Source organism: Ruegeria sp. YTSA226 (genome assembly GCF_059609905.1).
This window is the reverse complement of record NZ_JBXWMQ010000003.1, coordinates 321,143-333,346: the sequence shown is the minus strand read 5'-3', so window position 1 is coordinate 333,346 and position 12,204 is coordinate 321,143. Positions and strand designations below refer to the sequence as shown.

The window sequence follows — 12,204 nt, the reverse complement described above, 5'->3', positions numbered from 1 at the left end:
GTGCGTTTAGGCGCATGAAAATGACAACAGGGAAAGAGGGAAGTTATGTTCCAGGAGTTCAAGACATTCATTGCCAAGGGCAATGTCATGGATATGGCGGTGGGTATCATCATTGGAGCCGCATTTACCGCAATTGTTACGTCGCTTGTTGGCGATCTGATCAATCCATTGATTGGCCTGTTTACGGGTGGGGTTGATTTCACCAACAACTACTCCGTTCTGGCCGGTGATGTCGCCGAAGGGGCGAGCCTGGAAGCGGCGCGGGAAACCGGTGCTTCTGTTTTTGCATATGGTGCGTTCATCATGGCGATCATCAACTTTCTGATCATCGCCTGGGTGGTTTTCATGCTGGTCAAAATGGTGAACCGGGTCAAAGAGGCGGCAGAAGAGGAAGCACCGGCGGAAGAAGAAGCGCCAGCCGGACCAAGCGAGCTGGACATCCTGATGGAAATCCGCGACGCACTGAAAAAGTGACTCCTGCAGTTACGGCAGAAGAGGAGCCCACCAGATAGGTGGGATTCAATTAACGATCTGAAAGCAGAAGGAAACCCGAATTGGAGCAGACGATGGAAATGGCAAATCAAGCCATGGATATGGCAAACGGCTATGTGCCAATCTTGATGAGTGCGGGCAAGGCTCTGATTGTTCTGATATTGGGCTGGATTGCGGCAGGTATGATCGCTGGGGTTGTTCGCCGCCGTATCAACAAAACGCCCCATATTGATCCGACGCTGGGCAATTTTGCCGCCAGCATGATCAAATGGGCCATTCTGGCCATGGTAATTGTGGCTGTTCTGGGCATCTTCGGGATCGAAGCAACCAGTATCGTTGCCATTTTGGGCGCTGCTTCGCTGGCCATAGGCCTGGCGCTGCAGGGTACACTTAGTGATCTGGCGGCAGGCGTGATGTTGGTTGTCTTCCGGCCGTATAAGCTTGGCCAATATGTCGACATCGGCGGAACAGCCGGAACTGTCAAAGATCTGAATCTGTTCACGACCGAACTCGTGACCCCCGACAATGTGCAGATCATTGTACCCAATGGCCAGGCTTGGGGGTCAGTTATCACCAACTACTCGGCACACGAGACGCGTCGTGTAGATTTGGTGTTTGGTATCGACTATGGCGATAGCGCGGATGAGGCGATGAAAATCATTCTGGACCTCGCAATGGCTGATGGGCGCATCCACGGCGATCCCGAGCCCTGGGTGCGGGTCACAAATCTGGGGGACAGCTCGGTCGATCTGACGGCGCGCTTGTGGTGTGCCGCTGTCGATTATTGGGATGTCAAATTTGAAATGACCAAAGCAGTCAAAGAAGCGTTTGATGCAAAAGGCGTTTCGATTCCATACCCGCATTCGGTCGAGATCCAGAAACAGGGATGATGCTCCCGCCCGTCGCTCGGGCATTGAAATACCCTCCTCCGGTTGGGCCCGGCGCCGCGCTAATCGCGCGGCGTCGTTGTTTTTGGTGCCCCGTTCAACGCTGTGAACAGGTCACGCCGCTTCGAAAAGGCGGCGCTATGCCCAACGCTGCAAACGCCCTCGGGAGAGGGCGCTTCAGGGGCTGGAGGCTTTCGTCAGGATTTGATGACGACGTTGGGGGATACCACGTCAATCCCAAGCGCTTTGCCAACCGCATAATAGGTGAGTTGGCCGGCGTGAACGTTCAAGCCAGCCAGCAGGTGCGGATCATCCTGACAGGCCTGTTTCCATCCTTTATCCGCCAGCGCCAGCATGAACGGCATTGTGGCGTTGCCCAGTGCTATTGTTGATGTTCTTGCAACCGCTCCGGGCATGTTGGCCACGCAGTAATGCATGACGCCGTCAACTTCATAGATCGGGTCCGCATGGGTTGTGGCCTTTGAGGTTTCAAAACAGCCGCCCTGATCGATGGCAACATCTACCAGAACCGCGCCGGGTTTCATCGTGGACAGCTGCGCGCGCGTCACCAGTTTCGGCGCTGCCGCACCCGGGATCAGCACAGCGCCAATCACCATGTCGGCTGTCTGGATCAGCTCCGCGGTCGCACCTGCAGTTGAATACTGGTTCTTGAACTGACCGCCGAACACGTCGTCCAGATAACGCAGCCGGGGCAGAGACCGGTCCAGTACCGTCACATCCGCGCCCATACCTGCAGCGATCTTGGCGGCATGGGTACCGACGACGCCCCCACCGATAACCACAACTTTTGCTGGACCAACGCCGGGGACGCCACCCATCAGCACTCCGCGGCCGCCATTCGCCTTTTGCAGCGTCCAGGATCCGACCTGTGGTGCCAGACGGCCCGCAACCTCGGACATGGGTGCAAGCAGGGGCAGACCTCCATTTGCATCGGTCACTGTCTCATAGGCGATAGCCGTACAGCCCGATTCCAGCAGGTCATGGGTCTGATCCGGATCCGGGGCCAGATGCAGGTAGGTGAACAAAAGCTGCCCTTCACGCAGCATCTTGCGTTCGCCCGCCTGGGGTTCTTTGACTTTGACAATCATCTCTGCGGTGGCAAAAACTTCTTCTGCACTGTCCACGATGCGGGCACCTGCGGCGACGTAATCATCGTTGTCAAACCCGGCGCCAATGCCAGCTCCGTTTTCGATTATCACGTCATGGCCACGAGACACCGCCTCTTGTGCGGCGTTGGGCGTCATGCCGACACGGAATTCTTGCGGCTTGATTTCTTTGGGGCAACCGATTTTCATTAGGTCTCTCCGTTCCTAAACTGCCTAAATAATGGGCGGTTTCGGGTGCAATTTCTGTGAAACTCTGCCCGCATTCCGGCTTTTCTTCGGGAAAATCTTCGCTACAATGGGTAAAACCCGCAAAGGAATTGCGTGTATGAGCCTTGATACGACAGATAGAAAGATTCTAGCCGCCTTGCAGCGGAATGGTCGTATGTCGAATGCCGAATTGTCCGAGCAGGTGAATTTGTCGCCTTCGGCCTGCCACAGGCGGGTACAGAGGCTTGAGGCCGATGGCTATATCCGCAACTACGTTGCCTTGTTGGACGCGCGCAAGATGAATGTGCCAACAACGGTGTTTGTCGAGATCACCTTGCAGGGCCAGGCCGAGGAAGTACTGGAGGCCTTCGAAAAAGCTGTTGCGCGGATCCCGGATGTTTTGGAATGCCACCTGATGGCAGGAACTGCGGACTACATCCTGAAGGTCGTTGCCGAAAACACCGAGGATTTTGCCCGCATCCATCGCCAATATCTGTCTCGACTTCCAGGCGTGGCACAGATGCAAAGTTCATTCGCGCTTCGGACTGTGTTCAAGACGACGGCGTTGCCGGTTTAACCTAGGCTGGGCCGGGATAGGTGAAAATCACCAGATGCGCCGCGTTAAAGGCGAAATGCATCAGAACCGGAACCCAAAGACGTCCTGTCGCGTAATATCCCAGGCCACATGCCGCGCCAAGAAGGGCTGCAAAGAAAACCAATGCAGGTCCACCTGCAAAATGTGCAAGCCCGAAAAGCAGGCTGGCCGCAGCAATCCCCGCAGCAACCCCCAGGCGTTTGGAAAGTGCTGATTGCAGATAGCCACGGAAAAAGGCCTCTTCCGTGAGGCAGGTCAGAAACAGGTTGGAAAGTGCAAAGATCATCCACCAATGGGGAAGGGTGAACTCTGGCCGGATGGCACCAACTGAGAGGCCAAGTAGAAACAGGGCCGGCAATGCGACCAGCCCGACCGCCAGCGGCGATTTGCGTATATACGCTACCCCATCATTCATGCGTGGCCAGGCCAGAAGGACGGCGAACAGGATCAGAGGCTTGTCCAGGTTCAGGTACATCGTGAAATCGGTGCTGCCCGGACCGGAATGAGCCTGGTCCAGTACCAGAAGGTTATGAAAGCCCGGAACCAGATGTGCGCCCATGGCCAGGCACCACAGGATCAAGGCGATATGTCCAACAAAGGAAAACGCACCGTTCAAACCGCGTAGCATCAACGCTCCGGTAAGACCTGCTGACGCAATAGCTGCGGCAAAGGGCGTGACCAGACCCAAGGTCAGAGCAATCAGGCCAAAACAGGTCAGCAGAACGAACCCCAAAGACCATTTCCCTGAAACAGCGCATATCTGCGCGGCGATCAGGATAAACCAGGGCCAAACAACCGGCAGAACAGATATGAAATGCGCCACGGCCCCTCTCTGAAATGACCTGTGCTTTGATGCCCTCAGAACACTCGGGCTGGCAAGTCATGTTAACAGGCTTCATACAAGCTGAAGTAGGGGTGGCTCTGGCGATTGAATGATCCAGCCGAGCGGAAATGCCAAGTTTCCGAATTCCTGGGGCAGTGATCTTGCTGACCCCGGCAGATAAGCTTAGAAAAAGGCTTTCATCTACCTCTGTGATGACATCAGGCGGTTACACGCGCCTGATAGGGTCCTGACCCGTTAATTGATAAGGAGCAGACCTTGACCGACGAATTTAACCATGCACCAAAAGACTGGCTCGAAGCCGAGTTGGAAGACGCGCTGGACGAAGATTTTGAGATCGAATTCAGCGAGCCCATGCTGTCGGTGGAAGTGCGGAAGATCTACAAGGATCAGCATCCCGACATGCTGGATCGCAAAGTCTATTTCCGTAACTTGCTGCGACTTCAGGCTGAACTGATCAAGGTGCAGGACTGGGTGCAACATACCGGTGCCAAGGTCTGTATCCTGTTTGAAGGCCGGGACAGTGCTGGCAAGGGTGGGGTGATTAAGCGGATTACGCAGCGCCTGAATCCGCGTGTTGCCCGGGTGGTTGCTCTGCCGGCGCCCAGTCGTCGTGAGCAGAGCCAGTGGTATTTCCAGCGTTACGTCCCGCATCTGCCCGCCGCCGGTGAGATCGTTCTGTTCGATCGGTCCTGGTATAACCGTGCCGGGGTCGAAAGGGTGATGGGGTTTGCCAGCAATGATCAGGTTGATCAGTTCTTTCAGGACGTTCCCGAATTCGAACGGATGTTGGTTCGATCCGGGATCATCTTGCTGAAATACTGGTTCTCGATCACGGATGAGGAACAGCAGCTGCGATTCCTTATGCGGATTCACGATCCTATGAAACAGTGGAAACTGTCCCCCATGGATCTGGAATCCCGTATCCGCTGGGAGGCCTATACCAAAGCCAAAGAGGACATGCTGTTCCGTACCAACATCCGAGAGGCGCCCTGGTACATCGTCGAAGGCAACGACAAAAAGCGTGAGCGCCTGAACTGTATTGAGCATCTTCTGACCAAGATCCCCTATACGGATGTACCGCAGGAAAAAGTTGATCTCCCGGATCGCAAATATAATCCGGAATACGAACGGCGTGTTTTGCCGGACGAGCTGTACGTGCCCAAGATTTACTGATCACGAAAAACGCCCCCGGATTCCGGGGGCGTGGCTTTAGTTTTCGCTTGTCCGGCCTTCAGAACACAAAGTCGTCTCTGGCCAGGTCCGATAACAAGGTATCTTCTAGTGTCAGGGTGTGGCCGTTACCGGCATCGATGATGACGTCATTTCCGGATTGCGAAATGTGGTTCTTCATCAGATCGTTATACCCAACGATAGACTTGGCCTGCCGGAGGTTGACGATATCCTCGTCGGTGAAATCCGTCACAGTATCCGCGCCCTTGGTGAAGTAGAATTGATCCACTCCGGTGCCACCGGTCATGACATCTGCTCCATTGCCACCAAGCAATTTATCGTTGCCAGCGCCACCGATAAGAATGTCGTTGTCCTGCCCGCCTTTAAGCACATCGTTTCCGGCGCCGCCGTCCAGCTGGTCAATGCCATAGCCGCCTTTCAGAAGGTCTTTGCCATCACCCCCATTCAGGTCGTCATTATCAGCGCCGCCAACCAGAGTGTCATTTCCGCCTTCGCCGTTCAGGGTGTCGTCGCCGGAGCGGCCAAGCAGCTTATCTCGGCCGCCGCCGCCAACCAGGATATCATCACCGCCGCGCCCATCCAAAAGGCCAGCCTGTCCGGATTTCAAAACGAACCAGTCATCCGCAGCAGTGCCGATCTTGCCAGCCCTGACGTCCAACTGCCCCGAGGGCGGTGGAGGTGTGGAACCACCGGAACCACCCGAACTGCTGGTATCAAGCTGCAAAGGCGCAGAGGTCCGTGCAAAGTTCTGGGTCACCATGATGGCGTTCCAGCCGTCATAGTTTCCGACCTCAATCCCAATTCCGATAACGGTCACGTTGGCGTCCAGAATATTCGCGCGATGGCCGGAACTGTTCATCAGGCTGTTGTGCAGATCCTGAACGTCATCCGACAGCCCCGGCGCACCGCGGACACTCTGCCATGCGATGTTTTCAGTCGCACGCCAGCTTCCGGAGAATTCGAAGCCCGCATCTTCCATTCTGTCCGATGGTCGCGAACCTCCGGCGCCGGTATGGCTGAACTTATCGACGTTCAGCATCCACTCGCTGTGATCTTCCGCCGCTGCGTTCAGCCGAAGCTCAAGCTTGACCGGTTGTAAGCCCGCCTTTGCCCGCTCTGCATTGATCAATGCGAGCATCTGCCGCTCTAGATCGCTGGCCGTTGACATGATTCTGCCTCCAATAGATTGCGTTATTTTGGCGGGACATTAGTGGCGAGAACTTGGCGACGAGAAGACACAATCGTGCCGCTCGGGGTTGGTGGGCAGATCGCCACCGGAAGTTGAATCTGAGTTCGCGATTTATCGCGCATTGACGCGGGGTTGCGTCAGCCAGTCGCGAAAAAGCGCGCAACGTCACCCTGAAAACGACAAACCCCCGGGCGATGCCTCGGGGGTCGTCAAATAGTGTCATCCAAAACTGGACGAGGAAGGTGCTTAGAGCAAACCTTCGCGCTGTGCTTTCTTACGTGCCAGTTTACGGGCACGGCGGATCGCTTCAGCTTTCTCGCGCGCTTTTTTCTCGGACGGTTTCTCGAAATGTTGCTTAAGCTTCATTTCGCGGAACACGCCTTCGCGCTGCAGCTTTTTCTTCAGGGCACGAAGCGCCTGATCGACGTTATTGTCGCGAACACTAACCTGCATGTGGTTGTCACCACCTTTCTAGATAGAGTTGCAAGGAAATTGCAGGAATTGGCCGTATAGCAAAGCACCTCTATCTTGTCTAGTACTGGTCCTGATAACCGGAGAACCGCCATGACCACCACCTATGAAGACGCCAAGCAGCAGCTTTTGGATGCGATGCTGACACATGTTCCCTTCGATGGCTGGTCGGAAACCAGCTTTCGCGCGGCGATTGAAGAATGTGGAATGGATGACGTTCTGGTGCGTGCGATTTGTCCGCGTGGTGCCGTTGACCTGGCGTTGACATTTCATGCGCGCGGGGACGCAGTGATGGCAGATCGCCTTAAAACTGAGGATTTGGGCGATATCAAATTCCGTGACCGGATCGCTGCTGCCGTCCGCTTCCGGCTGCAGGCCGTGCCGGATAAGGAGCTCGTGCGCCGGGGTATGACCATGTTTTCGCTGCCAAGCCACGCGGCTGATGGCGCAAGGGCAGTATGGCAAACCTGTGATCTGATCTGGGACACGTTGGGAGACACGTCGGACGACGTGAACTGGTACACCAAGCGGGCGACATTGTCGGGGGTCTATTCCTCGACCCTGTTGTTCTGGTTGGGGGACGATTCGCCCGGGAATCAGAAAACGTGGGAGTTTCTGGACCGTCGTATCGACAATGTCATGCAGTTCGAAAAGCTTAAGGGGCAGGTGAGGGACAATCCTCTGTTCAGACCGTTTCTTGCTGTTCCGAATTGGTTGGCCGGGCAGGTTAAGGCTCCGGCTAAAACCCACGGCACGCTTCCCGGATTCCTGACACCGCGCAAGTAGTCCTCTTGCTACTGGGCCTTGACGTTTCAGCCTGCTAGGCATTGGCCAAAGGAGATCTACCCATGACTCAGATGATGCGCGCCGTTGAAATCACCGAACCCGGCGGTCCGGATGTTCTGCAACTGACAGAACGCCCGATGCCCCAAGCTTTGGCCGGTCAAGTGATCCTCAAAGTCGCCTATGCGGGGGTGAACCGCCCGGACGCTCTGCAGCGCGCCGGTGCCTATAATCCACCTCCGGGTGCCAGTGATCTGCCGGGTCTTGAGGCCGCGGGTGAGGTCGTGGCCATCGGGGCGGGGGTCGAAGACCTATCCGTTGGCGATCAGGTCTGTGCCTTGCTGCCGGGCGGCGGCTATGCCGAATATGTGGCCACACCTGCGGCGCATTGTTTGCCGGTGCCAGCGGGGATGGGCCTAAAAGAAGCCGCCTGCCTGCCCGAGACCTTCTTTACCGTCTGGTCCAACGTCTTTATGCGCGGCAGCCTAAAGGCCGGTGAGCGGTTTCTGGTGCATGGTGGTTCCAGTGGTATCGGCACAACGGCGATTCAGCTGGCGAACGCCTTTGGAGCGCGGGTTTTTGCCACTGCAGGCTCGGCTGAAAAATGTGAGGCCTGTGAAAAGCTGGGTGCCGAACAGGCGATCAACTACCGTGACGCGGATTTCGTAGCCGCGATGCGGGCCGAGGGCGGGGCGAACCTGATACTGGACATGGTGGGCGGCGACTATATCCCACGCAACGTCAAGGCGCTGGCCGAGGATGGGCGGCTGGTGCAGATAGCCTTCCTTCAGGGGCCCGTGGTCGAGCTGAATTTTGCGCTTATGATGGTCAAACGCCTGACCTTGACTGGCAGTACCCTGCGCCCGCAAAGCGATCTGGCCAAGGCAAAAATCGCTTCGGATCTGCACGAAGCGGTCTGGCCTTTGCTCGAGGCGGGAAAAGTTGCCCCTGTCATGGATAGTGAGTTTGATCTGGCTGATGCGGCGGCGGCCCATGCCCGGATGGAAAGCTCTGGCCATATTGGCAAGATTGTTCTGAAAGTTGCGGGATAAAGCTATGTTTCAGGCCACAGCACGCCGATAGAGATGCCAGGTGGCGTGGCCCAGTACCGGCATCACGACGATCAGGCCCAGCAACATCGGGATCGCTCCGATGACCAGCAGCGCGGCAACGATGAATCCGCAGCTCAGGATGACGCCCGGATTGCGACGCAACACCCGTACGGATGTCACCACGGCGACCGGAACGCCCACTTTGCGGTCCAGCAGCAGCGGAAAGCTGACGACGCTGATTGCCAGGGCGACGAGGGCAAACAGAAACCCAACAGCATGCCCGAACAAGATCATGGTCCATCCAGCGGCGGTGGTGAACACTTGGGTTAGAAAGGCACCCAGCGACGCGGGCAGGTCAGGGCCGAGTGTCTGAACATAGATGCTATGCGCGACCATCAGCCAGACCAGAAACAGCATGACCATGTAAAACGCAAAAGCCAGAATTGCACCCAGGGAAGGGGACCGGAATACGCCAAACGCATCCAGCCATCCAGCCTCGCCACCTTGTTCTCGTTTGCGGCTGATTTCGTACAGGCCAAGGGCGGCTACCGGACCCACAAGCGCAAAACCACCAACCAGCGGTGCCAGCAGTGGAACCATGTTTGTGTTCAGCCCAATTCCGAACATCAGAAAACCTGCGATCGGATAGATGAGCACCACGAATATCGCATCGGCCCTTGTATCCAGAAAATCGCTGTATCCTGCCCTCAGGCAGGCCCAAAGATCATCCATCGTCAGCGTACGAACCACTGGCAGGTGCCGTGTATCCGCGCTGCCGATATGGCTGATGTTTTCAGCTAGGTGATCCCCGGTTGCACCTATGTTCCGTGCCGCCCAGGTGATCGGATTGCCAATCGTTTTGTCCATTGCCGTCCCCTCCTGCATTGCGATGTTGCGCAGCGGGGTCAATCCGGCGACTTGTTGCATTTGGCCGGACCAGCCAGCAACGCCTTGGGCATAGTATAGCACAAATTTTCGCGTTTGGGTTGCGCCTCGCGTAATCGTGTCGATTGCCCTGCGTCACAGGCATGTTAGCTTGGCCTGAGGCTAGAGGAGGACAACATGCAGAAAACGGCACGAACCGTCGTCATCCATGAACACGGCGGCCCCGAGGTTCTGAAGATCGAAGATCGCCCACTTGGTGAACCCGGCCCCGGTGAGGTTCGTATTCGTCATCATGCCTGCGGGCTGAATTTCATTGATGTATATCAGCGCACTGGGCTGTATCCGCTGGATCTGCCTCAGGCTTTGGGCATGGAGGCCGCTGGCGTGATCGAAGCCGTCGGGGAAGGTGTAACGCATCTGGAACCCGGGCAGCGCGCGGCCTATGCTGCCTCTCCACCCGGAGCCTATTGCGAGGCACGGGTCATGCCCGCCGCACAGGTGTGCCCGCTTCCGGATGGAATTTCTTTTGATGCGGCGGCCGCGATGATGCTCAAGGGGATGACAGTCGAATATCTGTTTCATCGCACCACACCGCTAAAACGCGGGGATACCGTGTTGTTTCATGCAGCTGCCGGGGGTGTTGGCTTGATTGCCTGCCAATGGGCCAAATCCGAGGGGATCACGTTGATCGGTACTGCCGGAACCGATGAAAAATGCAGTTTGGCGCAGTTCAACGGTGCCGCGCATTGCATCAATTACCGGACCGAGAACTTTGCCGAGCGTGTCGCGCAGATCACCAAGGGCAAAGGCGTAGACGCGGTGATGGATTCTATCGGGTCGGACACGTTTGACGGGTCGCTCGACAGCCTGAAACCGCTGGGCATGATGATCTCGTTCGGCAATGCTTCTGGCCCGGTGCCTTTGATCGACATTGGCATTCTGGCCAAGAAAGGATCGCTCAAGATAACGCGGCCAACGCTCTTCACACATATTTCGGACCACGCGGTCTGTCAGGCCATGGCGCGGCGCCTGTTCAACAAGGTCGAAGGCGGCGAGGTCAAAATCCACATTGATCAGAGGTTCCCGCTGGATCAGGTGGCCGAGGCCCATCGCGCACTTGAGGCGCGCCATACCACAGGCAGCACTGTTCTTGAGCTGTAAATGAAAGGAACCCGGCGTTTGTGCCGGGTTCCGTCACTGTTTTCTTAGAACCGGTAGGTGGCGCGGGCCTGGATTGTGGTCGCGTCCACATCAATTCCGGTCGAATCGAAATCGTTGAATTCGTGATACAGGATTTCGCCTCCAACGCTGACATTGGGGGCGACAATTTGTTCATACCCAGCGCCGATGAACCAACCATCGTCACTGCCAAGATTGTCAGTACTCGCCTCGGCATAGCCCCCGATACCATATAGCAGCCCCACCGGAGTCACTTTGTATCCGGCGCGTGCTTTCAGGCGCCAAACGTCTTCGACCTCGACGCCGGGGGTCAGTTCAATGCTGGTCCAGTCATAGTCAAAGCCGCCACCGACAACCCAATCCCCCAGATCATAATCATATCCCAACACGATACCACCAATCGCGCCATCACCGTCGACGCCCGAAACATTGGTGTCGATATCGGCATAGCCGACCTGAAGGCCGCCGTAAAAGCCCGTCCAGTTGCCCGAGGATTGCGCCGAGGCGCCTCCGGCCGCAATAGAGGCGATAAAGGCCGCAATAAAAAATCTTCCTGTCATTCTGTTAACCTTTCTTTCGAATTGGTCTTCAGCAAACCTGTGCTGCTCATTTGTACGTGGTATTGCCAGGGCCCGGTCTGACGACCGGATCGCTGTTTTTTGGCTGTTTCCGTACCTGATTTCTGTGCCTCTGCCTTGGGGCACTGGCCCGCGTTAATGGGGCTCGTTCCTGTTTGAACAATTAGGGCGAAAAATGGCGGTTTCAAATGACAATCGGCGGCAGGGTGAACTGCCGCCGATCCGGTGTTTTTCTTGGGCGGATTATTGCGCCTGCAATTCCGAAGGGCTCTTGTCGGCGATATCTTTCCAGTTGGTGTCGGCGCGCTCGTTAAAGCCGGGGATGTCGCCTTCCCAGCGTTCCTGAATATCTGCGGACAGATTCAGGTACAGCTTGTTGTCGACGATTCTCCAATAGTTCGGGTCGCCGTCAAACTTGAAGCCCATCGCGGTGCCGAATGCGCAATAGCCACCATATGCGGGCAGGTAGGCTTCGGGGTTTTCTTCAAACGCGACTTTGTTTTCTTCCGAGGCAAAGCGGTACAAGGCTTCGTTGTGCAGCGCAGTGATGCGGTAATCGCCCTTGGTGGCTTCGCCAGCGGTGAAGTAAGCGACCGGGTCATAGCCCTGCAGCGCCAGACCGGTCGAACTTGCGTTCAGTTCGACGCCTGCAGCCAGGGTTGAGCTTGCGATGGCAACAGACAGCGCGACGCCGCCGATAAGGGATTTGATCTTGTTCATTGTT

General features: G+C 56.4%; 14 protein-coding genes. 7 read left to right on the top strand and 7 right to left on the bottom strand.

Annotated features, from left to right (window positions below; all coding sequences use genetic code 11):
• The first annotated feature begins 45 nt into the window (after window positions 1-45).
• A complete protein-coding gene (gene mscL, locus AC2FFF_RS06670; RefSeq protein WP_142635318.1) occupies window positions 46-474 on the top strand; it encodes a large conductance mechanosensitive channel protein MscL in 429 nt (142 codons plus the stop codon).
• Window positions 475-572: 98 nt separating this feature from the next.
• A complete protein-coding gene (locus tag AC2FFF_RS06665) occupies window positions 573-1,382 on the top strand; it encodes a mechanosensitive ion channel family protein (protein ID WP_281995264.1) in 810 nt (269 codons plus the stop codon).
• A gap of 194 nt (window positions 1,383-1,576) precedes the next feature.
• Here AC2FFF_RS06665 and ald read toward each other — a convergent pair whose 3' ends face one another.
• Window positions 1,577-2,695, bottom strand: a complete 1,119-nt coding sequence (gene ald / locus AC2FFF_RS06660) for an alanine dehydrogenase (RefSeq protein WP_271948547.1) — start codon at window positions 2,693-2,695, stop codon at window positions 1,577-1,579.
• A 136-nt stretch (window positions 2,696-2,831) separates the two neighbouring features.
• On the opposite strand from ald, the gene AC2FFF_RS06655 reads away from it, so the two are divergent.
• A complete protein-coding gene (locus tag AC2FFF_RS06655; RefSeq protein ID WP_142635322.1) occupies window positions 2,832-3,290 on the top strand; it encodes an Lrp/AsnC family transcriptional regulator in 459 nt (152 codons plus the stop codon).
• A 1-nt stretch (window position 3,291) separates the two neighbouring features.
• Here AC2FFF_RS06655 and AC2FFF_RS06650 read toward each other — a convergent pair whose 3' ends face one another.
• Complete coding sequence (locus tag AC2FFF_RS06650) at window positions 3,292-4,131, bottom strand: CPBP family intramembrane glutamic endopeptidase (protein WP_496882894.1); 840 nt, start codon at window positions 4,129-4,131, stop codon at window positions 3,292-3,294.
• Between the two features lie 276 nt (window positions 4,132-4,407).
• On the opposite strand from AC2FFF_RS06650, the gene ppk2 reads away from it, so the two are divergent.
• The gene (ppk2, locus tag AC2FFF_RS06645; RefSeq protein WP_142635326.1) at window positions 4,408-5,325 is read left to right on the top strand and encodes a polyphosphate kinase 2; all 918 of its coding nucleotides are present in this window, start codon (window positions 4,408-4,410) and stop codon (window positions 5,323-5,325) included.
• Window positions 5,326-5,383: 58 nt separating this feature from the next.
• On the opposite strand, the gene AC2FFF_RS06640 is transcribed toward ppk2, so the two are convergent.
• Both AC2FFF_RS06640 and rpsU read right to left on the bottom strand, forming a co-directional pair.
• On the bottom strand, window positions 5,384-6,511 hold the full coding sequence (locus AC2FFF_RS06640; protein WP_142635328.1) for a CAP domain-containing protein: 1,128 nt from the start codon (window positions 6,509-6,511) through the stop codon (window positions 5,384-5,386).
• A 267-nt stretch (window positions 6,512-6,778) separates the two neighbouring features.
• Window positions 6,779-6,985 carry a 30S ribosomal protein S21 gene (rpsU, locus tag AC2FFF_RS06635; protein ID WP_005614280.1) on the bottom strand — a complete coding sequence of 69 codons (207 nt, stop codon included), beginning with the start codon at window positions 6,983-6,985 and terminating at the stop codon, window positions 6,779-6,781.
• Window positions 6,986-7,096: 111 nt separating this feature from the next.
• Between rpsU and AC2FFF_RS06630 the strand changes: the two genes are divergently transcribed.
• Together AC2FFF_RS06630 and AC2FFF_RS06625 are read left to right on the top strand one after the other, a co-directional pair.
• Entirely contained in the window at window positions 7,097-7,789 is a 693-nt protein-coding gene (locus AC2FFF_RS06630; protein WP_271948538.1) for a COQ9 family protein, read from the top strand.
• Between the two features lie 62 nt (window positions 7,790-7,851).
• The gene (locus AC2FFF_RS06625) at window positions 7,852-8,838 is read left to right on the top strand and encodes an NAD(P)H-quinone oxidoreductase (protein ID WP_271948536.1); all 987 of its coding nucleotides are present in this window, start codon (window positions 7,852-7,854) and stop codon (window positions 8,836-8,838) included.
• Window positions 8,839-8,847: 9 nt separating this feature from the next.
• Here the strand turns inward: AC2FFF_RS06625 and AC2FFF_RS06620 are convergent, their stop codons facing one another.
• Window positions 8,848-9,705 carry a DUF2189 domain-containing protein gene (locus AC2FFF_RS06620; RefSeq protein WP_496882893.1) on the bottom strand — a complete coding sequence of 286 codons (858 nt, stop codon included), beginning with the start codon at window positions 9,703-9,705 and terminating at the stop codon, window positions 8,848-8,850.
• Between the two features lie 195 nt (window positions 9,706-9,900).
• Here AC2FFF_RS06620 and AC2FFF_RS06615 point away from each other — a divergent pair, with 195 nt between their 5' ends.
• Window positions 9,901-10,884, top strand: a complete 984-nt coding sequence (locus tag AC2FFF_RS06615) for a quinone oxidoreductase family protein (protein WP_281972591.1) — start codon at window positions 9,901-9,903, stop codon at window positions 10,882-10,884.
• Between the two features lie 44 nt (window positions 10,885-10,928).
• Here AC2FFF_RS06615 and AC2FFF_RS06610 read toward each other — a convergent pair whose 3' ends face one another.
• A complete protein-coding gene (locus AC2FFF_RS06610; protein ID WP_271948532.1) occupies window positions 10,929-11,462 on the bottom strand; it encodes an outer membrane protein in 534 nt (177 codons plus the stop codon).
• A 261-nt stretch (window positions 11,463-11,723) separates the two neighbouring features.
• A complete protein-coding gene (locus tag AC2FFF_RS06605) occupies window positions 11,724-12,200 on the bottom strand; it encodes a YHS domain-containing (seleno)protein (RefSeq protein ID WP_271948672.1) in 477 nt (158 codons plus the stop codon).
• Window positions 12,201-12,204 lie beyond the last annotated feature (4 nt).